Here is a 21,153-nt window from a genome sequence, read left to right as displayed (position 1 = left end):
GTCGCGTGGGGATCCTCGGGACGCGCCGTCGGCGCCTGCTCGCCGGCGTGGCCGGGCTCGGCGCCGTCGTGGCGACGCTGCCGCTGTGGCTGGGGGCCGGCGCGACCGGTGAGGGCGCCTCGCGCTGCGAGACCTTCGCCGCGCAGTCGGCCGCCCGCGCCGCGGCCGTCTCCGGCAGCGGCGCGCCGGTGCTCGTCGTGGGTGACTCCTACTCCGCCGGCCTCGGCCTCGACGACCTCACCACGTCGTGGCCCGCCCGGCTGCCCGGCGAGGTGCACGTGGCGGGCTTCTCCGGCTCCGGCTTCAGCCCCGGTGCCTCCTCCTGCGGCGCCCGGGTCGCCTACGACCGCCGCGCCCCCGAGGCGCTGGCCCGCCTCGCCGCCGACGACCCCGCCGGCGCCGACGACGCCGTCGTGGTGCTCGAGGGCGGCCTCAACGACGTCGACCAGCCCTCGGGCGAGATCGCGGCCGGCTTCGAGCGGCTGCTGGCCGGTCTCGAGGGCCACCGCGTGGTCGTGGTCGGCCCGCCGCTCGCGCCCGAGCGCGCCGCCGCGGTGCCCCGCGTCGACGCGCTGCTGGGCGAGCTGGCCCGCGCCCACGGAGCGGCGTACGTCGCCACCTCGGGGCTCGACCTGACCTACCTGCCCGACCGGCTGCACCTCACGCCCGAGGGCCACCGGGTCTTCGGCGACCACGTCGCCGCGGCGCTCACCGCAGGCCAGCCAGCCCGGTGAGGTCGGCCAGCACCTCGTCGAGGCGCGCCACCAGCGACAGGTGGCCCTCGTCCTCGAACAGGTGCGCCCGCGCGCCGGGCACGTGCTCGGCCAGCCACGCGCCGTGGGAGTAGGGGACCATCGCGTCCTCGCGGCCCTGCCAGACCGCCACCGGCACGGTGATCGAGGCCAGGTCGAAGCCCCACGGCGCGACGCAGGCCAGGCCGTCGTCGCGCACCCCGACCACCCCCTGGGCGCCCGCGCGGCGGAAGGTCTCGGCCAGCCACTCGGCGTAGGTGTCGTCGAGGGCCGCCTGGTCGACGGGGGTGAGCAGACCGCCCATCGCCTCGGTGAGGTCGGCGGGGGAGGCCTGGAGCACCGGCAGGAACTCGCGCTCGAGGTAGGCGGCGTAGGCCTCGGGCCCCGCGGCGGCCGCGGTGTACTCCGCGACGTTCTCCGGGGCCATGCCCGCCGACCAGTCGAGCCCCGCGCCGTCGTGCGGCGCCACCCCTGCCAGGGTGGCCGCGGCCCGGCAGCGCCCGGGCAGCAGCGCCGCGGTGGCCAGGGCGCGCGGCCCGCCGCCCGACCAGCCGAGGGTCACCAGCTCGTCGACGCCGAGGTGCTCGAGCAGCTCGACGGCGTCGGCGACGTCGTCGGCCATGCGCGGCGGGCCCTGCTCGGGACGCCGGGGGCTCGAGCCGCCGTAGCCGGCCCGGGAGAAGGTGATCAGGCGCAGCCCCGCCTGGCGCGCGGCCTCGTCGACGGGGGCGTAGGCGACGGCCGCGCTGGGGGAGCCGGAGTGGTAGAGCCACGGGAAGCCGTCGGGGTCGCCGCCGGTGAGGTGCTCCAGGGTGCGGCCGTCGGCCAGCGTCAGGGTGTCGGTGAGGGTGTCCACCTCGGCAGCCTAGGTGGTGCGGCGCCGGTGCGGCCCCGGCCCGACGGGGGTTCTCCACCGGTGCCGCTCGGGGCCCGTCGGGCTGTCGGCGAGCGCGGTTAGGGTTCTCTGGTGCCGCAGACCCCCGCCCCCAGCCAGACCGCCCCCGCGGCGCCCGCCGCGAGCCCCGGCGACGCCCGCGCGGTCACCCGGGTGCTGTCGGCGGCCGTGGCCGCGCTCGGAGGGCAGGAGCGGGCGGGTCAGGTGCAGATGGCCGAGGCCGTCTCGCGCGCGCTGGAGTCGGAGGAGCACCTGCTCGTCCAGGCCGGCACCGGCACCGGCAAGTCGCTGGGCTACCTCGTGCCGTCCCTGGTCCACGACGGCCGGGTGGTCGTCGCCACCGCCACCCTGGCCCTGCAGCACCAGCTCGTGGAGCGCGACCTGCCCCGCCTGGTCGAGGCGGTCAAGGACCAGCCCGGCGTCGACACCTCCTACGCCGTGCTCAAGGGCCGCTCCAACTACGCCTGCCTCCACCGCATCCGCGAGGGGGTGCCCGACGACCAGGGCGCGCTCGTGCAGATGCCCGAGGGCTCGATGGGCCAGAAGGTGCTCGAGCTGCGGGCCTGGGCCGAGGAGGAGGCCGAGCAGGGCGGGTCGGGCGAGCGCGACGCCGCGCCGCGCCACACCGACCGCGAGTGGCGCCAGGTCAGCGTCGGCCACCGTGACTGCCTGGGCGCCAGCAAGTGCCCCTTCGGCCAGGAGTGCTTCGTCGAGCTCGCGCGCGAGAAGGCCCAGCGCTCCCACCTCATCGTCACCAACCACTCGCTGCTGGCCATCGACGCCATCGAGGGCGTGCCGATGATCCCCGACTACGACGCGGTGGTCATCGACGAGGCCCACGAGCTCACCGCCCGGGTCACCCAGGCCGCCACCGACGAGCTGGCCGTCGGCGACGTCGAGCGCGCCGCGCGCCGCTCCCAGCGCTGGGTCGACGGCAGCGAGGCCGACGACCTCGCCGACGCCGCCGGCGCGCTGCGCGACGCCATGGACGCCTCCACCCCGGGGCGCTTCGAGCAGCTGCCGCAGCAGCTCGGCGACGCCCTCGAGCTGGTGCGCGACGCCGCGCGCACCTGCCTGTCGGCCTACCCCCGCGAGCAGAAGGAGGCCGGCGAGGGCGGCGACGCCGGGCGCGCGCAGGCCCGTGGCTCGGTGCAGGAGGTCTTCACCACCGCCGAGCGGATGGCGGGTCTCTCCGAGCACGACGTGCTCTGGCTCAACGAGGGCGGCCAGGCCGGCGCCTCCCGCATCCCTCCGCGGCTCCACGTCGCGCCGCTGCAGGTGTGGGGCCCGATGCGCGACAAGCTGCTCTCGGAGAAGACGGTGGTCTTCACCAGCGCCACCCTCATGCTCGGCGGCGACTTCAACAACGTCGCGACCGGCGTGGGCCTCAAGCCCTCCGAGCGCGTCGACGTCGGCAGCGACGTCACCGGCTCGGGAGCGCTGCCCTGGCGCGGTATCGACGTCGGCAGCCCCTTCGACTACGGCCAGCAGGCGATCCTCTACGTCGCCCGCCACCTGCCGCCCCCGGGGCGCGACGGTCTCGCGCAGGCCCAGCTCGACGAGATCGTCGACCTCGTCGACGCCGCCGACGGCCGCACCCTCGGGCTCTTCTCCAGCCGCCGGGCCGCCGAGGCCGCGGCCGAGGCGGTGCGCGAGCGGCTGCCGCACCTGACCACGCTGGCGCAGGGCGACGCCCAGCTGCCCGAGCTGGCCAAGCAGTTCGTCTCCGACCCCCACACCTGCCTCTTCGGCACGCTCACGCTGTGGCAGGGCCTCGACGTGCCCGGCGAGACCTGCCAGCTCGTGCTCATCGACCGGATCCCCTTCCCGCGGCCCGACGACCCGCTGATGAGCGCCCGGCAGCGCGCCGCCGACAAGGCCGGCGGCAACGGCTTCATGCAGGTCGCCGCCACCCACGCCGCCCTGCTCATGGCCCAGGGCGCCGGCCGGCTCATCCGCACCACCAGCGACCGCGGCGTCGTGGCCGTGCTCGACCCCCGGCTGGCCACCGCCCGCTACGGCGGCTTCCTCAAGGCCAGCCTGCCGCCGATGTGGACCACGACCGACCCGGCCGTGGTCCGCAAGGCCCTCGCGCGCCTTGCCGCCGGCTGAGGGCTCAGATCCGGGCGCGACCCTCGTAGAGCGCCGCTCCTGATGGCAGCCCGAAGAACGACGCCACGGTGGGGGCCACGTCGAGGGTGCGGGCGTGGGCCGAGGACGCCTTCCCCCGCGGCACCCGCGGGTGGCCGCCGGCGAGGAAGAACGGGATGGCCCGGGTGGCCGGGTGGCCGTGGTTGCCGGGGATCGGGTTGGAGGTCAACGGGTCGGGGTCGCTGAAGCGCCACCCCGCCCGGCAGAAGACCACGACGTCGCCGGCCTCGGGGCCCAGGCGCAGCCACTCGGCGCGGCGGTCCCACGCCCTCAGCACGCCCTCGGTCTCCTCCGCGATCGCGCGGATGCGGCGTACGGCCTCGGCGCGCCGGCTCGACGGGCCGGTCCAGTAGACGAGGTCGGCGCCGCCGTTGTCGGCGATGACGACGTTGCCGGCGAGGAGGGGGTCGGCCTCGAGCGGGGCCTGCAGCGAGACGACCTGGGTGGGCAGCGACCAGTCCATCGAGTGGTCGGCGAGCACCACGAGCATCGAGTGCTCCCAGCGGCCCGAGCTCTTGAGCTCCTCGACGAACCGAACGACCAGGGCGTCGGTGGCCGCCAGTGCGGTGCGGCGCGCGAGCTGGAGGGTCGTGCCGGTGAGGTCGGAGTGGCCGAAGCGGTCGATGTCGCCGAGGTTGACGAAGACCAGGTGCGGGTCGAACTCCTCCAGCATCGCGAGCGTGGCCTGCATGGTGAAGACGTCGGGGGCGTAGCCGGCCACCGGGACGATCGGCATCGGCTCCCAGCGGTGGGTGGCGCGCTCGCCGAAGACGCCGTAGAGGTACTCCTTCGACAGCACCGTGCCCGTGCGCAGGCCGCGGCGGTTGAGCCGCTCGATCACCGTCGGCACCTTGATGTCGCTGGCGCGGTCCATGTCGCGGATCGCGCCGAGCTCGCGGTCGAGGATCGCGTTGGCCGGCACGCCGGTGCGGTCGGGGCGCTGGCCGGTCATCATCATCACGTGGTTGGGGATGGTCTCCATGACCGGCATGGAGGAGGCGCGCGGGAAGCGCAGTCCGCCCTCGCGGAGGGCGTGGAGGTTCGGGGTCAGGCCGCTGTCGATCTCCTCGGGCCGGCAGCCGTCGACGACGAGCACGTAGGCCCGCCTGCGGGTGTCGGCCCCGCCGGCGGCCCGGGCGACCTGTGTGCCGGCGAGGGTGGAGAAGAGCAGTCCGGCGGCGCCGGCCGTGATCGCCGTACGCCGACCGGTGCGCAGCTCGCCGAGGCCGCGGGCGAAGGGGCGCTCCTCGTGGCTGTCGTGGTGGTCGCAGTGGCCGCGGGGAGTGGGCGTGCACATCAGGCGTCACCCCCGACGGGGGCGTCGACCTGCTCGATCCGGCTGGTGCCGGCGGCGGTGGCGAAGGAGACCGACCACGTGATCGCGGTGTCGCGGTCGTCGCGGGCCCCGATGACGTACCAGTCCATCTGGGCGCGGGCGGGGGTGACGTCGAGGACCGAGAAGCCGTGGTCGTCGAAGTCGAGGTACTTGATGTGGCGGTTGTTGGCCAGGATGGCCTGCTCCACCAGCCTCGAGGTGGTGTGGGGCGGGGTGCCGGTGATGTCCTTGAGGTTGTTGGAGGTCACCGAGGTGCACACGAACTCCACGCCCAGGGAGTCGCCGACCACCGGGTAGGTGGAGGTGTCGAGCGGCAGCTCGCAGGCCCAGGCGGAGTGGATGTCGCCGGTGAGGAACACGGTGTCCTTCACCTGGTGGTCGTCGAGGTGGGTCAGCACCTCGCGGCGGTCGGCGGTGTAGCCGTCCCACTGGTCGACGTTGTAGGGCGCACCGTCGCCGGGCAGCAGCCCCGTCACGTCGTTGACCGGCTGGACCAGCGCGTCGGGCAGGTCGGCGAAGGTCACTGGCGCGATCATCACGGGGTTGCCCACCACCTTCCACTGGGGCCGGTGGTCGCGGCTCAGGGAGTCCTTGAGCCAGGCCATCTGGCGCGCGCCCGTGATCGTGCGGTCGGGGTCGCTCACGGCCGGGTCGACGGCAGGGGTGGCCACCTGCTGGTCGCGGTAGGTGCGCAGGTCGAGCATGCTGATCTCCAGCAGCGTGCCGAAGCGCAGCCGCCGGAAGAGCCGGGCGCCGTCGCCCAGCGCGGCCGTGCCGTCCAGGCGCACGGGCATCCACTCGTCGTAGGCGCGGTGGGCGCGGGCCCGCCGGCGCCGGTAGTCGCCCTCACCGCCCTCGCCGGTGCCGGGGGTGTGGTTCTCCGCCCCGCCCCGCCACTGGTCGTTGGTGACCTCGTGGTCGTCCCAGGTGACGATCCAGGCGTAGCGGGCGTGGGCGTCCTGGAGGTCGGGGTCCTGCTTGTACTGCGCGTGGCGCTGGCGGTAGTCGGCCAGCGAGACCATCTCGTGGTCGGGCACGTGGCGGCGCACGTCGACGTTGTCCGCGCCCATGCCGTACTCGCCGGGGCCGTACTCGTAGAGGTAGTCGCCGAGGTGCACGATCGCGTGCAGGTCCTCGCGCGCGGCGAGCCCGCGGTAGGCGGAGAAGAAGCCGGCCTGGAGGTTGGCGCACGACACCACGCCGAAGCGGAGGTGGTCGGGGGAGGCCTGGGGCGCGGGAGCGGTGCGGGTGCGACCGGTGCGACTGGCCTGGCCGTCGAGGCGGAAGCGGTAGTAGTAGTCGGTCGCCGGGCGCAGGCCGGTGGCGTCGACCTTGACGGTGTGGTCGCGGCTGGGCCCGGTGCGCACACGTCCGCGGCGCACCACGCGGCGGAAGCGGGGGTCGGTGGCGACCTCCCAGACCACCTCGACGGAGGGGCCCCGGCCCGAGCCGGGGGTGCTGCCCGGGGTCGGGGTGACCCGGGTCCACAGCACCACGGCGTCGGGCAGCGGGTCGCCGGAGGCGACCCCGTGGCGGAAGACGCGGGCGCGGCGGGCGGCGGGCCGCGAGGGGGCCGCGGTGGCGCGGTCGGCGCCGACGCGCAGGCCGAGGGCGCCGACGCCGACCGCGCCCCCGGCCAGGACCGTACGCCGGCGCGGGGCCGGGCCGGTCGAGTCAGGCACGGGGGAGGACTGCGGGGTGGTCTCGCTCGTGGTCACGTCTCGTTCAACGACGCGGTGGCGGCGCCGTGACGGCCTCGCGGCGACCCGCACCGATCGTTCACCTGCCGGGCGCGGTCCCGTCACCCGGCAGGGACGGCCCTCCCGGTGAGGGTGAAGCGGAGCCCGTCGTCGACCGGGCGACCACCGCAGGGCCACGTGCTCGTCCCGCCGTTGCTGCAGTTGCGGTAGCGGGCGCTGCCGTTGACCAGCGTGACCTCGACGTAGGAGGTGCGGGCCGAGGAGAAGCCGACCCGGGTGACGGCGTCGCCGGCGCGGTCGAGCCGCAGGACCCGGGTGGAGGGGGTGCCGGAGGTGGGCACGACGGTGACGACCGCCGCGGAGCCGCGCGTCGGTGACGGCAGGTCGAGGGACAGCCGCAGCCGCCAGCCGCCCCCGAGGCCGGCGCCCGGGGTGAAGCGCTGGCTGGCGCTGCTGAGGTGGTCGAGGTAGACGCGCTGGGCGCCCACGGAGCGCTTCGAGCCCGTCAGGGTCGTGCGCTTCCACAGCGGGGCCTTGGGGTAGGACTGCGCCCTGCCCTCGGCGTAGGCGCGGCCGGGGCGCAGGTTGGCGTCGGCGAAGCGGGCGAAGGACTCGCTCAGGGACACGTCGTGCTGGCGGCGCAGCACCTGCTCGACGGCCTGGGTGGAGTACTCGTCACGGTCGCCGGCGGCGGCGCCGGCGCGCTCCCAGATCGTGCGCACCAGCACGGGCAGTCCGCCGACCGCGGCGGGGTGGCGCTCGGTGAGGTGGCGGAAGAAGATCCAGTCGCCGTAGACCGCGAGGTCCTCGTCGCGGTCCATCGACTGCCGCGGGTGGGAGAGCGGGCTGTCGGCGAGGTACTGCACGTTGTCGTCGACGGAGTCGAAGAGCTCGTCCTCGGCCCAGGTGGCGGTGGCCTCGATGAGCCAGCCGTCCTCGCCGGCGTCGTAGGCGTACTGGACGGCGTGGAAGTACTCGTGCGCCGCGGTCACCTGGAGGTTCTCGGTCGGCAGGTTCGTGGGGAACTGCCCGGTGCGGTAGTCGTTGTCGAGCACGCAGTAGGCGGGCACGTCGCGCGCGTCGTCGGGCACGTCGTCGTCGGAGGTGCAGTAGCCGTAGAAGCCCATGCTGCCGACGTCGCCCAGGTAGACGTCGGTGCGGGCGTCGCCGCCCTTGGCGCCGTCGGGCAGCGGCGTGCGGTAGCCCGCGCCGGCGTAGGTGTCGTGCACGTCCTGGAGCGTCGAGAGTGCGAAGTCGACGTAGTCCGGGACGCCGTTGCCCGCACCACCGGCGCCCCCGCTCGCGTCCTTGGCCGGCACGTTGTTGCCCGAGGCGCCGCCGACGACGTAGTGCACGCACAGGTCGTCGGTGCAGATGCGCTGCACGGCGTCGCCCTCGTAGTCGAGGTAGCCGTCACCGCGCCTGTCGGTCGGCCGGGCGAGGTAGGCCGCGGCCTCCGCGCGGTCGGCGGGGGAGAGGGCGTTCATGCTCAGCGCGAGGTCGCGCAGCGCGCCCGTGAGGTCGGCCTCGCCGGCCTGCGTCAGGGTCTGCTGGGCCTCCGCGGGGCTGGTCGCCGGGTCGACCAGCGTCTCGACCACCTGGAGGGCCGCGAGGGCCTGCTCGTCCGGCGTCCCGGTCTCGTCCGGGCCCGGCAGTCCAGGCAGCCCCGGCAGCCCCGGCAGCCCCGGGACCCCGGGCACCCCGGGGAGGTCGACCTGGGGGGCTGCGACGGCCGTGCCGGGCAGGACCGGGACGCACAGGGCGCCCGCGAGGAGCAGGGCGGATAGGGGACGAAGGCGCACGTCGGGCACTCCAGTGGGTCGAGGGTTCCGGCTGTCCGTCCAGGCTCTCACGGCTCGCCGACACGCACGCCGGCCCGCCCTCCGTGGGGGAGGACGGGCCGGCGCCGGGTGTCCCGGGTGGGTGCGCCTCGGGCTAGACGCTGCGCAGGACGGCGGTGACGACGCCCAGGATCGTGGCGTGGGTGCCGTCGATCGGGTCGTAGGCCTCGTTGTGCGGCATCAGCCAGACCTGGCCGTTCTTGCGCTGCAGGGTCTTCACGGTCGCCTCGCCGTCGATGAGGGCGGCGACGATGGTGCCGTTGTCGGCGGTCTGCTCCTTGCGGATGACGACGTAGTCGCCGCTGCAGATCGCCGCGTCGATCATCGAGTCGCCCACGACCTCGAGCAGGAAGAGCTGCCCCTCGCCGACGAGCTGCTTGGGCAGGGGGAAGACGTCCTGCACCTGCTCCTCGGCCAGGATCGGGCCGCCGGCCGCGATCCGGCCGACGACCGGGACGTAGGTGGCGGCCGGCACGGAGTCGCCGACCCCGGTCTCGTCGTAGCCGCTCTCCTCGGCCGCCGAGATCGACCGGCGTGCGGCCATCACCTCGGGCAGGAAGACCTCCAGCGCCCGGGGGCGGTTGGGGTCGCGCTTGAGGAAGCCCTTCTCCTCGAGCACCTTGAGCTGGTGGGCGACGCTCGAGGTGCTGGTGAGGCCGACCGCGTTGCCGATCTCGCGCATGCTCGGCGGGTAGCCGCGCTTCTCGATCGCGTCGCGGATGGTGGCCAGCACCCGCAGCTGCCGCGGCGTGAGGCCGGTGGCGTCGGGCGCGCCGTCGGGCAGCTCGGTCACCGTGCCGTCCGCCGTGCCGCCAGTCGGGCCCTGCGTGGGACCGCCCCCGGTCCGCCCCCGGGTGTCCTTGGTCGCCATCGTCTGCCTCTCCGCTGGTCGGTGCCACCGATCGGTGTCGCTGGTCGCCCGGTCGGGCGATGTGCTCACCATGCCAGGAGGCCCCGAGGGTTTCAAACACCTGTTCGAACGGCGTGTCGGACCGTCCGTGCCGCTCCAAGTCGGCAGGTCCGGGCCTCCGTGTCGGGCCGACGGTCGAACAGATGTTCACTCGACCCCTTGTGCTGTTCGAACGCGTGATCTAACGTCGTACACATGTTCGATCGAACGTGTGGTCGAGCCGGTGCGCGACGGCGGTCCTCCAGGACTGTCGGTGGTCACCACTAGACATCACCTCGTCCACCTCGAGCTCCACCCCACGGCTGACCGCCCCCTTCCCCAGGAGGTCCCCATGAGCACCACGATCCAGCACCCCGCCGCATCCCGTGTCGCCACGCACCACGTGCGGCTGACCCGGCGTGGGCGACTCGTGGTGTTCACGCTCTCGCTCCTGGCCATCCTCGCCGTCGGCGTGTGGCTGGCCGCCGGGTCGGTGGCCACCTCCCAGGCGCAGCCCACCGAGGTGATCGTGGTCGGCACCGGCGAGACGCTGTGGGACATCGCGGCCGACGTCGCCGACGACGGTGACGTGCGCTCGACCATCGCCGAGATCCAGCAGCTCAACGACCTCGACGGCGGCATGGTCGCCGCGGGCCAGCGTCTGCGCATCCCGCTGGCGTGACCTCGGGCGCCGCCGTCGGCGCCCCCATCGACATCACCGGTCGCCTCGACCCCGGCCGGTGAGCAGCGGGGAAGGTGCAGGAGGGCGGGCCCCACCGGGCCCGCCCTCCTTTGCCGTCCAGGGGTGCTGCCGGCCGGTCAGCGCGCGGCGCGGCGTCCGCCGGGCGGGCGGGGCGCGGCCGGCTCGAGGTCCTCGGCGCCGCTGCCGTCCGGGGCGACACCGGTCGGTGCGGTGGTGATGCCGAGCTCGCGGAGCAGGCGTGCCACCAGCAGGAGGCCCACGAAGAGGCACGCCACCGCTCCGACCGAGGCCAGGGCGAGGAACGCCCACGAGCCGGAGTCGCCGTCGCGGGCGGCGGTGCCGAAGTCGATCGCGGCGTAGACGAGGTAGCCCCAGGCCACGACGGCCGCCGTCACGGCCAGGGCCAGCGCCAGCAGGCGCGGGCGCAGCTGGCGGGGCGCCCGGGTGCCCTTGCGCGAGCCCGCTCGCTTGCCCGCTGTCGCCACGGGCTCATTCTGTCCGATCGGCAGGGACTTCGCAGCGCGACACCACCATCGCGTCGCGCCCGTCGACCCGAAGCCCTGACCCGGTGCCCTGACCCGGTGCCCTGACCCGGTGGCTGGCACGGTGGGGGGCATGGAGGTCCTCCCCGACATCGTGGCCACGGAGCCGGCGATCGTGTTCTGCGGCCTGGCCGGCGCCGACTCGACCCGCACCCGGGAGCACTACTACGACTCGCCCGGCAACTCCTTCTGGGAGTCGCTGCACCTGTCCGGTCTCTCGCCGCGTCGGTTGCGCCCGGAGGAGGACCGTGAGGTGGCCGCCCTCGGTCTCGGCCTGACCGACCTGGTCGGCCACTGGGACCCGCGGTGGGTCGAGGTCGACGAGCTCGTCGCCAAGGTGGAGCGCTGGCGGCCCGACTGGCTGGCCTTCACCAGCAAGGGTGTCGCCCACGAGGCCGCGCGTGCGCTGGGTCGACGCGCGCACCCCCGTCTCGGCGCCCACGACTGGTACGCCGGGACCGCGCAGGTCTTCGTGCTGCCCGGGACGAGCGGGGCCAACCATCGTCGTGACTACGACGGTCGGCCCACGCGCGTCGCGTGGTGGCGCGAGCTGGCCCAGCTGGCCGGTCGCGCCTGAGTCGTCAGCCGACGGTGAGCACCATCCGGAAGCGGGCGTCGCCGGCCATCATCCGGGCGTAGGCCTCGTTCGCCTGCTCCAGCGGCATGGTCTCGATCTGCGCCTCCACGCCGGTGAGGGCGCTGAAGTTCAGGGTGTCCTCGCTGTCGGCCGCAGTGCCCGAGGCGTGACCGGCCACGGAGCCGTTGATCGGGATGAGGGCGGCGGCCGGCACGGGGATCGGCTGCTCGGCCGCACCGACCACGACCAGCTCGCCGTCGACGCCCAGGCCGGGGATGGTCGAGGCGACGGCGTCGCCGTTGGTGACGGTGGAGAGCACGACGCGGGCGCCGCCGAGCTTGGCCAGCTCCTCGCCGGGGTCGGTGGCGGTGGAGTCGATGTAGGTGTGCGCGCCCAGGCCCAGGGCGAGGTCGGCCTTCTCGGTGCCGCGGGCGATGGCGGCGACGCGGAAGCCCATCTTGGCGGCGTACTGCACGCCGAGGTGGCCCAGGCCGCCGACGCCGAGCACGGCGACCAGGTCGCCGGGGCGCGCGCCCGTGCGGCGCAAGCCGTTGTAGGTCGTGACGCCCGCGCACATCAGGGGGGCGGCGAGCTCGGGGGCGAGCTCCTCGGGCATGGCGGCCATGGCCGCGGCGGGCACCAGCACGTAGTCGGCGTAGCCGCCGTCGCGCTGGACGCCGGGGATCTGGGTGTTCTCGCAGGCGATCAGCGCGCCCATCCGGCAGGGGCGGCACCAGCCGCAGGCTCCGCCGTACCAGCCGACGCCGACGCGCTGGCCCTCGCGCCAGCCCGGCACGCCCTCGCCCAGGCTGTGCACGGAGCCGGCGACCTCGTGGCCGGGCACCACGGGGAAGCTGACGCCGGGGTAGACGCCCTCGCGGGCGAACATGTCGCTGTGGCAGACGCCGCAGGCGGCGACCTTCACCACGGCCTCGCCGGGCCCCGGGGTCGGCACCGGGCGCTCCTCGAGGGTGAACTCCTGGCTCTTGGCCTTGACCACCATGGCTCGCATCGTCTCGCTCATGGCACGGACGCTAGGCCGAGCGGGGCGCCGACCGGCTCACCCCATGCGGCAGGACGCGGAGCCCCGTCGAGCCGCGACACGCCCGGACCGCGGTCGGTACGGACCACCGTGCGGTCACCGTCGCACCCCGCTGACCTGCGGGTTTGGCGGAGCTCCCGACGCGACCCGGCGGGACACGCCGAACAGGTTGCGCGGTGTGCGCGACGGGCGTACGGTTCCCCTACATCTAGTACTTACACGGATGTAGTTATCCACATCTAGTGCACAGCGCCAGGGTGGATGGTTCACAACAGGCCCGGTGTTCTCCACATGACCGGGCGTCTTATCCACAGCTCCTGGCCACCCGACGAGGGTGTCACAGGCGCGCCGCCACGCTCCTGCAGCCGTCCCGCACCGTCCGTTCGACCCGTCCGAGAGGAGACCTGTCGTGCACTGCCCGTTCTGCCACCACGCCGACACCAAGGTCCTCGACTCGCGGGTCGGCGACGACGGCGGCTCGGTGCGCCGGCGTCGGCAGTGCCTGGCGTGCAAGGAGCGGTTCACCACCGTCGAGCTCATGCCGCTCGCCGTGGTGAAGCGCTCCGGCGCGACCGAGCCGTTCCACCGCGAGAAGGCCGTCGCCGGTGCCCGTAAGGCCTGCAAGGGCCGGCCGGTCACCGAGGACGACCTGGCCTGCCTCGGCCAGGCCGTCGAGGACGCCCTGCGCGGCCTCGGTCAGGCCGAGGTCCCCGCCCACGAGGTGGGGCTGGCCATCCTCGCGCCGCTGCGCGAGCTCGACGAGGTGGCCTACCTCCGCTTCGCCAGCGTCTACAAGGCCTTCGAGTCCGCCGAGGACTTCGAGGCCGAGATCGCCCAGCTGCGCACCCACCGCGCCGAGCAGCTCACCGAGCTGGTCGAGGGGCGCGACCCCCAGCCCACCACGGGCTGACCCAGACCGCCCGGCAGGCAGTGGGGAAGCTGCCTGCCGGGCGCACCACCTCCTCCCCACCGGACCGACCCCCACGCCGGTCCGCCCCCCGAGTGTCGGTGGTCAGCGCGACCATCGACACGAGCCCGACCACGCACCACACGACCAGCACGCGACACAGCCAGCACGCGACACAGGGAGAGCAGCACATGACGGAGACGATGAGCGGGGCCCAGACCGGCGCCTCGGCGGCGGGCAAGGGCCTGACCTTCGAGCGCACGTTCAGCACCGCCGGCGTGCACCCCTACGACGAGATCACCTGGGAGCGCCGCGACGTCGTCCAGACCAACTGGAAGACCGGCGCCACCGTCTTCGAGCAGAAGAACGTGGAGTTCCCCGACTTCTGGTCGGTCAACGCCTCCACGATCGTCACCACCAAGTACTTCCGCGGCGCCGTCGGCTCCGACACCCGCGAGCAGAGCCTGCGCGAGCTCGTCGACCGGGTCGTGAAGACCTACCGCAAGGGCGGCGAGGACAACGGCTACTTCGCGTCCCCGGCCGACGCCGAGGTCTTCGAGCACGAGCTGACCTGGCTGCTGGTGCACCAGTACTTCTCGTTCAACTCCCCGGTGTGGTTCAACGTCGGCACGCCCTCCCCGCAGCAGGTCTCGGCCTGCTTCATCCTCTCGGTCGACGACTCCATGGACTCGATCCTGAACTGGTACAAGGAGGAGGGCTTCATCTTCAAGGGCGGCTCCGGCGCCGGCCTCAACCTCTCCCGCATCCGCTCCTCCAAGGAGCTGCTCTCCTCCGGCGGCACCGCCTCGGGCCCCGTCTCCTTCATGCGCGGCGCCGACGCCTCCGCCGGCACCATCAAGTCCGGCGGTGCCACGCGCCGCGCGGCGAAGATGGTCGTGCTCGACGTCGACCACCCCGACATCGAGGAGTTCGTGGCGACCAAGGCGCGCGAGGAGGACAAGATCCGCGCCCTGCGCGACGCCGGCTTCGACATGGACCTCGGCGGCGACGACATCACCTCGGTGCAGTACCAGAACGCCAACAACTCCGTGCGCGTCTCCGACGAGTTCATGCGCGCGGTCGAGAACGGCACCGACTTCGGCCTGCGCTCGCGCAAGGACGGCTCGGTCATCGAGACCGTCGACGCCCGCGACCTGTGGCGCAAGATCGCCACCGCCGCGTGGGAGTGCGCCGACCCGGGCATGCAGTACGACGACACCATCAACGACTGGCACACCAACCCCGAGACCGGCCGCATCACCGCGTCCAACCCCTGCTCGGAGTACATGTCGCTCGACAACTCCTCGTGCAACCTCGCCAGCCTCAACCTGCTGAAGTTCCTCAAGGACGACGACACCTTCGACGGCGCGCTGTTCGCGAAGGCCGTGGAGTTCATCATCACCGCGATGGACATCTCCATCTGCTTCGCCGACTTCCCGACCGAGTCGATCGGCCAGACCACCCGCGACTACCGCCAGCTCGGCATCGGCTACGCCAACCTCGGCGCGCTGCTCATGGCCATGGGCCTGGGCTACGACTCCGACGGCGGCCGCGCCATGGCCGCCACCATCACCTCGCTGATGACCGGCACCTCCTACAAGCGCTCGGCCGAGATCGCCGGCGTCGTGGGCCCCTACACCGGCTACGCCCGCAACGCCGACGCCCACAAGCGCGTCATGCGCAAGCACCAGGCCGCCAACGACACGGTGCGCCCGGTCCACATCGCCGACGAGCAGGTCCACAAGCTGGCCACGGCCGCGTGGGCCCAGGTGCAGGAGCTCGGCGCGAAGCACGGCTTCCGCAACGCGCAGGCCTCGGTGCTCGCGCCCACCGGCACCATCGGCTTCATGATGGACTGCGACACCACCGGCATCGAGCCCGACTTCTCGCTGGTGAAGTTCAAGAAGCTCGTCGGTGGCGGCTCCATGCAGATCGTCAACCAGACCATCCCGCGCGCCCTGCGCAAGATGGGCTACCAGCCCGAGCAGGTCGAGGCGATCGTCGACCACATCGCCGCCGAGGGCCACGTCATCGAGGCCCCGGGTCTGCGCCAGGAGCACTACGAGGTCTTCGACACCGCCATGGGCGCCCGCGCCCTGGCCCCGATGGGCCACGTGCGGATGATGGCGGCCTGCCAGCCGTTCCTCTCCGGTGCGATCTCCAAGACCGTCAACCTCCCCGAGACCGCCACGGTCGAGGAGATCGAGGACGTCTACTTCCAGTCCTGGAAGCTCGGCCTCAAGGCCACCGCGGTCTACCGCGACAACTGCAAGGTCGGCCAGCCCATGTCGAGCGGCAAGGGCGACAACAAGGGCACCGACTCCAACAAGAGCGCCGACGCCGCCCCGGTCGAGACCAAGGTCGTCGAGAAGGTCGTCTACGCCCCGACCCGCAAGCGCCTGCCCAAGTCGCGCGTCTCGCGCACCACCTCCTTCACCGTGGGTGGCGCCGAGGGCTACATGACCTCGGGTGCGCACGCCGACGGCGAGCTCGGCGAGATCTTCCTCAAGCTCGGCAAGCAGGGCTCGACCCTGGCCGGCGTCATGGACGCGTTCTCGATCGCGGTCAGCATCGGCCTGCAGTACGGCGTGCCGCTGGAGACCTACGTCTCGAAGTTCACCAACCTGCGCTTCGAGCCCGCCGGCCTCACCGACGACCCCGACGTGCGGATGAGCCAGTCGATCATGGACTACATCTTCCGCCGCCTGGCCCTGGACTACCTGCCCTTCGAGCAGCGCCAGGCCATGGGGATCTACTCCGCCGACGAGCGTCAGCGCTACCTCGAGACCGGCTCCTACGAGCCCGTCGTCGAGACCGGCGGCGCCGCGGAGCTCATCGACGAGCCGGTCGCCTCGGCGCCGGTCGCCGAGCCCGAGACCGTCGAGGGTGTCGTCACCCACGACACCGAGGGCGCCTCGCAGCGCGAGGTCCCGGCCCAGCCGGCCAAGGAGGCCCACACCTCCGCCGAGCTGATGGAGAAGATCACCGGCACCGCGATCGACTCCCCGCTGTGCTTCACCTGCGGCACCAAGATGCGCCCCGCAGGCTCCTGCTACGTCTGCGAGGGCTGCGGCAGCACCTCCGGCTGCAGCTGAAATCAACCGAGGGTTCCGTGTCCCCTGCGGGGGCCGGATCTGCTCGAACAGGAAGTGAGAACTGCCTTGAACTAACCAAGATGCGGTGTCCCCCTTGGGGGGGCTAGCTCCCCGACAGTGGGACACCGCATCTCCGGGGTCGAACTTGGTTGGGCCAGTCGCCGACTGGCCCGCGAACCTCCGTCAACGACCCCAGGTGGAAGAGGAACATCGTGATCAGCCAGACCCAGCACACGAACCAGGGCGACGCCTCGGCGCTGGATGCTGCCTCGAACGACGGCGCTGATCCGATCCGACTCATCCCCAACCTTGACCGGCCCGGCCTCCCGCAGTGTGGGGAGCCGGGCCGGCCCCACGTCTGGCACCTGTCGAGCGCTATCCGCTCTCGTGCCGCGGCCTGCGTCGTCGCATCGCGCTGGCCCACGAAGCTCTCGCCGACGGTTCAGCGTCGGTGCGAGGTGATCAACTGCACGCGGGCCATCGAGGCCCACACAAGAACTCGAGGCCCGGTCCTGGCAGACCGGGCCTCGGGGGCACCGACCGAGTGGCCGAGTGCGGGGCGTTCACCCGTATGTGACCACCCCCGGTGCCGGCTTGTCCATACGGCATCAGGGGCGGGGGTGAAGAGAGAGATGACCAAGAGGAACACGAGGCAGACGAGCGCGAAGGCTGCGTCGGCTGCCAGCAAGGTGCTGAGCAACCCGAAGGCGGGCAAGGCCGCGAAGTCGGCTGCCGCCAGCGCGTTGTCGCAGACGCCGAAGCGGAAGTGACTCTCGGCGGCCCTCCCTACGGGGAGGGCCGCCACCACGGCCGTGCCGTCCGGCACGACCACTCTCTTCAACCTCTAGGAGGCCCGCATGAAGCGGACCGTGGACAACTCGTTCATCAAGCTCGACGAGAACCTCAACCTCGACCCGTTCGTGCGCCAGAAGGCGCAGACGCTGCACAACACCATCCGCGACGACCTCACCAAGGCCGGGCTCATCGCGGGCAGCTTCCTGCAGGGGTCGTTCGCCCGCAAGACGATGCTGAAGCCGCTAAAGGACGTCGACATCGTGTGCCTGCTGCCCCCCTACCTGTGGGAGCAGCTGCGCGGCCCCGACGGCCCGGGCAGGGCCATGGAGTCGTTCAAGGCGCCCATCGTGGACCGGTGGCCCGACGTCCAGTTCGACGTGGGTGACGAGCCGTCCGGCAAGGCGCTGCGGCTGACGCTCAGCGACGTCGACTTCACCATCGACCTCGTGCCGGCCTTCGACACCGACAACGACTACGTCCTCATCGGTGACCGCTTCGAGGGGACCTGGGAGCAGAGCAACACGCGCATCCAGCTGAAGCGTGTCTCTGACCGGAACCAGGCCACGGACGGCCGGTTCGTCCACCAGGTCCGCGAGGTCAAGGCGTTCACGAAGCACCACGAGGAGCTCGACTTCGTCTCCGGCATCGTCGTGGAGTCGCTCGCGTACGCAGTCGTCGGCCGCAAGATGCTCGACAAGGACGCGGTGGCTGCCGTCCTGGCGTACGCCAAGGACGGCGTCAAGGGTCCGGTGCTCGAGCCGGCCGGAGAGGACGACGTCACCATCAAGTGGACCGACGAGGAGCGGGAGACCGCTGCCCGGGTGTACGCCGAGGCCTCCCGCAAGGCGTCCGAGGCGCTCCGGCTCGAGCGTGCCGGCGACATGGACGGCGCCATCAGCGTGTGGCACTCCCTGTTCGGGGACGCGTTCCCCGACGCGCCGATCCGCCCCGTCCTCGACGTGATGACCGCCTTCGCGGCCGGCAGCGTGTCGAGTGCGGGACGTCCGAGCACCACGACGGTCGCGCAGCAGGCCGCGGCCCCGGGCCGCTCCTGGACCCGCGGACCGGACGGTGGCCAGGGCTCGGTCTTCGGCCTGCCGGGCACGTGGCCCTCGCGCTGAGCGACGTCCTGGACGACCCGGCGCGCGTGCGCCGGGTTCTCCAGGACGAGGTGTTCGGCGTGACCGTCGACGACCTTCGTGAGCCTCGGTACGGCGGCCTGGTCATCGACCTCACGTTCGCGCCCCTGCCCGAGCTGGGAGTGGCCGGCTACGGCGTCGAGCGCGGCCGGGTAAGCGTCCGACCTGACGGCGCCATCTACGCGTTCCCACTCGGGCCGGACCGCACCTGGCACCACCGCAACCCGTCCCCGCTCGGGCCCCGGTTCGGGAAGCTCGCCGGCGACCTGTGCCTGTGGTACCCGAAGGACCCCCGGGCGCTGCGATGGGAGTGGGACGACGGCCTGGAGCAGTACGTCACCCGTGTGCATCGCCACCTGCTCTTCGAGGAGTACTACCGCCGCGAGGGTCAGTGGCCGGTCGAGGACGCCCCGCACGCTGAGCGTGTCAACGGCGCGCACCCCATCCGTAGCGCCTTCATGCGCGAGGAGGAGCGACGATGGGCGTCCTGACCATTCACCTGTTGGCCGCCGAGGTCGCCACCCACGTGGCTGAGGCCGGCGGGGCACCCGCAGCGCCCGGGAGTGAAGACCCCTCGACGAGCGTGTGGCTCCTCGTCGTCATCACCTTGTTCGGCTCATCCGTCCTTGCTGGGCTCATCACCAGCGTGCTCGGGAATCTGCGGGCCGCCGCGACCGCTCGTCGCGAGGGGTACGCGAACGCAGTCCGGTCGCTCATCTCGCGTGGGGAGTACCCGTACCGGGTCCGGCGCCGGGTCTCCGATGACCCTGCCGTGCTCACCGCGCTGGTGGAGCGGGGCCATGACCTTCAGGAGCAGTTGGCTGCGTGCCGGACCTGGGTGGCCTCCGAGCACGGGGACCTCGGGGACATGTTCGAGCAGGCGCTCGCCGCCGTCGACGCAACGGTGAAGCAGGCGACGGGGGACGCGTGGAACCAGCCGCCCATCACAGCCGCCTCCGGGATGAACCTCAACGGCTGGGGACCGGGGGACCAGTGGCCGCACGTCGCCAAGCTGGAACGTGCCATCACGTATCGCTTCGGATGGCGTCGACTGCTGCCTCGGAGACTTTGGCGCCTCCAGCCCTGATCCGACTTCGACAGGCGGCACGCCGCATCTGGGTAGTCCGGATGTGATCCCCCGCAACTACGGTGATCTTGACGAGTTCGACTCCTCATCAGGGTCACCGTTCGTTGCGAGGGAGATCCCGTGGCGCACGAGGTCAAGGTCCGGCAACCGCTCGCGGCCCTAGACCTCGACATCGCCGAGCGGGCTCTCGGCGAGCGTCCCCTGGACCGGCGCAAAAGGGACCACGTCCCGGCTCATCGACCTGTCACGATTGCCCGCCGGTTTCGGCTAGTTCGCTGCGGCGAAGCGCCGAAACGCGGTGACCTGCGGGAACGCGGCCGCACACGACTTCCCCGCTAGTGAGATCTGGCACCGCGTTCACCGCGTTCCCGGAACGTGGGAACGCCCGGACATTCTGATGAGCGGGCGTCACCACGAGCCAACGACTGCCGCCGGGGGGCCACCAGGCATCATGAGGACTTGTGTCAGCACTCATGATGCCCGGAGCCCCCGTCGCCGACGCCGTGCTCGCCGACGTCCGTGCCCGCGCCGCGGTACTGGTCGCTGCTGGCCACGTCCCCGGCCTGGCCACGTTGCTCGTCGGTGACGACCCAGCTAGCGCTGGGTACATTCGGATGAAGCAGGAGAAGGCCGCCGAGCTGGGCTTCACCTCTCCACATGTGCACCTACCGAGCAGCGCGACCCAGGCCGACGTGCTCGCGGTGATCTCGGAGTTCAATGCCGACACGGCGGTGGACGCCATGCTCTTCCAGCACCCTGCGCCCCGGCACATCGACTACGACGCGGCGCTCGCGACGGTCGACCCCGACAAGGACGTCGACGGGATGCAGCCGGTCAACGTCGGACGTCTCGCCCTGGGGCTGCCCGCGCCCGTCGCCTGCACACCGGCTGGTATCGAGGCGCTGCTGGCCCACTACGAGATCCCTGTCGCTGGCCAAGACGTCTGCATCGTCGGACGCGGTGCCACCATCGGTCGTCCGTTGGCGCTGTTGCTCTCCCAGAAGCGGGACGCCGCGAACGCCGCAGTCACCGTCGTGCACACCGGTGTACCCGACTGGGCCGAGTACACCCGCCGCGCCAGCATCGTCGTCGCCGCCGCGGGCGTTCCCGGCATGATCCGGCCCGAACACCTGACCCCCGGCGTCACGGTCGTCGGCGCGGGCGTGCGCTATGAAGGGCGACGTCTACTGCCCGATGTCGACGAGTCCTGCGAGGCCGTTGCCGGTGCTATCACGCCGCGGGTCGGCGGAGTCGGCCCGACAACGATCGCCATGCTGTTCCGAAACGCGGTCGAGGCCGCCGAGCGGCACGCCCGAACCTGAGCGGCTGCGTCTACCGGGGGTCTACCCCTGTCCCCACGCGGTCGTCCCCTGCCCGCGGTCGTTGGGAACCGCCAGGCTGACGGCTTGCCCGGCCGGGGACATCAACTCTCCTGTCCGGTGCAGGACTGGCCGAGGTTTCCTCGAGGGTGCACCCATGCTCCGTTCGCTGTTGCTTCCGGGGGATCACTCCCACTCGCTGTCGGGCCGGCAGGTCTGGGCTGCGATCCGCCCGAGACCGGGGATACTAGGTGCATGCGAGGGGATCGAAATGCGGGGGGACAGGGGCCCTTCGCCCAAGACCTCGTGACGCCTCCAGCATCGCCACCGGCTCGATCCCTCCAGCACACAGGGACCGGGCCGGTGGCCGTTGCGGACCAGAC

At 72.6% G+C, this 21,153-nt stretch carries 17 protein-coding genes; 10 read left to right on the top strand and 7 right to left on the bottom strand.

Features of this window, described 5'->3' with window-relative positions:
* The first annotated feature begins 5 nt into the window (after positions 1-5).
* Entirely contained in the window at positions 6-734 is a 729-nt protein-coding gene (locus tag IR170_RS10925; RefSeq protein ID WP_193663304.1) for an SGNH/GDSL hydrolase family protein, read from the top strand.
* Here IR170_RS10925 and IR170_RS10920 read toward each other — a convergent pair.
* Positions 709-1,608 (bottom strand): alpha/beta fold hydrolase, encoded by a 900-nt coding sequence (locus IR170_RS10920; RefSeq protein ID WP_193663302.1) that lies wholly within the window; start codon positions 1,606-1,608, stop codon positions 709-711. The genes IR170_RS10925 and IR170_RS10920 overlap by 26 nt on opposite strands.
* A gap of 108 nt (positions 1,609-1,716) precedes the next feature.
* Here IR170_RS10920 and IR170_RS10915 point away from each other — a divergent pair, with 108 nt between their 5' ends.
* On the top strand, positions 1,717-3,759 hold the full coding sequence (locus IR170_RS10915; RefSeq protein WP_406603381.1) for an ATP-dependent DNA helicase: 2,043 nt from the start codon (positions 1,717-1,719) through the stop codon (positions 3,757-3,759).
* Positions 3,760-3,763: 4 nt separating this feature from the next.
* Here IR170_RS10915 and IR170_RS10910 read toward each other — a convergent pair whose 3' ends face one another.
* From IR170_RS10910 to lexA, 4 genes are all read right to left on the bottom strand, one after another.
* Entirely contained in the window at positions 3,764-5,095 is a 1,332-nt protein-coding gene (locus tag IR170_RS10910) for an alkaline phosphatase family protein (protein WP_193663282.1), read from the bottom strand.
* On the bottom strand, positions 5,095-6,816 hold the full coding sequence (locus tag IR170_RS10905) for an alkaline phosphatase D family protein (protein WP_193663280.1): 1,722 nt from the start codon (positions 6,814-6,816) through the stop codon (positions 5,095-5,097). Before IR170_RS10905 ends, IR170_RS10910 begins: the two co-directional genes overlap by 1 nt.
* Before the next feature lie 119 nt (positions 6,817-6,935).
* The gene (locus tag IR170_RS10900; RefSeq protein WP_193663263.1) at positions 6,936-8,636 is read right to left on the bottom strand and encodes an MXAN_6640 family putative metalloprotease; all 1,701 of its coding nucleotides are present in this window, start codon (positions 8,634-8,636) and stop codon (positions 6,936-6,938) included.
* Positions 8,637-8,769: 133 nt separating this feature from the next.
* A complete protein-coding gene (gene lexA, locus IR170_RS10895) occupies positions 8,770-9,468 on the bottom strand; it encodes a transcriptional repressor LexA (protein ID WP_406603380.1) in 699 nt (232 codons plus the stop codon).
* A gap of 448 nt (positions 9,469-9,916) precedes the next feature.
* Between lexA and IR170_RS10890 the strand changes: the two genes are divergently transcribed.
* A complete protein-coding gene (locus tag IR170_RS10890) occupies positions 9,917-10,246 on the top strand; it encodes a LysM peptidoglycan-binding domain-containing protein (protein WP_056865751.1) in 330 nt (109 codons plus the stop codon).
* Positions 10,247-10,383: 137 nt separating this feature from the next.
* On the opposite strand, the gene IR170_RS10885 is transcribed toward IR170_RS10890, so the two are convergent.
* Positions 10,384-10,752, bottom strand: a complete 369-nt coding sequence (locus IR170_RS10885) for a hypothetical protein (protein WP_193663219.1) — start codon at positions 10,750-10,752, stop codon at positions 10,384-10,386.
* A 130-nt stretch (positions 10,753-10,882) separates the two neighbouring features.
* On the opposite strand from IR170_RS10885, the gene IR170_RS10880 reads away from it, so the two are divergent.
* Positions 10,883-11,386: a mismatch-specific DNA-glycosylase gene (locus IR170_RS10880; RefSeq protein ID WP_193663217.1), complete on the top strand. Its 504-nt coding sequence runs from the start codon at positions 10,883-10,885 to the stop codon at positions 11,384-11,386.
* A 4-nt stretch (positions 11,387-11,390) separates the two neighbouring features.
* Here the strand turns inward: IR170_RS10880 and IR170_RS10875 are convergent, their stop codons facing one another.
* Positions 11,391-12,410, bottom strand: coding sequence for an alcohol dehydrogenase catalytic domain-containing protein (locus IR170_RS10875; RefSeq protein WP_227489021.1), 1,020 nt, complete (start codon positions 12,408-12,410; stop codon positions 11,391-11,393).
* A 427-nt stretch (positions 12,411-12,837) separates the two neighbouring features.
* On the opposite strand from IR170_RS10875, the gene nrdR reads away from it, so the two are divergent.
* The 6 genes from nrdR to IR170_RS10845 all read left to right on the top strand — a co-directional run bounded on the left by nrdR (position 12,838) and on the right by IR170_RS10845 (position 20,773).
* Entirely contained in the window at positions 12,838-13,338 is a 501-nt protein-coding gene (gene nrdR, locus IR170_RS10870; RefSeq protein WP_056904883.1) for a transcriptional regulator NrdR, read from the top strand.
* Positions 13,339-13,526: 188 nt separating this feature from the next.
* A complete protein-coding gene (locus tag IR170_RS10865; protein WP_193663215.1) occupies positions 13,527-16,430 on the top strand; it encodes a vitamin B12-dependent ribonucleotide reductase in 2,904 nt (967 codons plus the stop codon).
* Between the two features lie 857 nt (positions 16,431-17,287).
* Positions 17,288-18,346 (top strand): nucleotidyltransferase domain-containing protein, encoded by a 1,059-nt coding sequence (locus IR170_RS10860; RefSeq protein WP_193663213.1) that lies wholly within the window; start codon positions 17,288-17,290, stop codon positions 18,344-18,346.
* Positions 18,331-18,855: a hypothetical protein gene (locus IR170_RS10855; RefSeq protein WP_193663212.1), complete on the top strand. Its 525-nt coding sequence runs from the start codon at positions 18,331-18,333 to the stop codon at positions 18,853-18,855. The genes IR170_RS10860 and IR170_RS10855 overlap by 16 nt, the downstream gene beginning before the upstream one ends.
* Positions 18,843-19,451, top strand: a complete 609-nt coding sequence (locus IR170_RS10850) for a hypothetical protein (protein ID WP_227489020.1) — start codon at positions 18,843-18,845, stop codon at positions 19,449-19,451. Before IR170_RS10855 ends, IR170_RS10850 begins: the two co-directional genes overlap by 13 nt.
* Positions 19,452-19,924: 473 nt before the next feature.
* Positions 19,925-20,773, top strand: a complete 849-nt coding sequence (locus IR170_RS10845) for a bifunctional 5,10-methylenetetrahydrofolate dehydrogenase/5,10-methenyltetrahydrofolate cyclohydrolase (RefSeq protein WP_193664010.1) — start codon at positions 19,925-19,927, stop codon at positions 20,771-20,773.
* Positions 20,774-21,153 lie beyond the last annotated feature (380 nt).

This window comes from Nocardioides kribbensis (assembly GCF_015070375.1).
Classification (GTDB): domain Bacteria; phylum Actinomycetota; class Actinomycetes; order Propionibacteriales; family Nocardioidaceae; genus Nocardioides; species Nocardioides kribbensis.
Note: the sequence above shows the minus strand (reverse complement) of the source record. Positions and strands in the feature narration are given on the sequence as shown.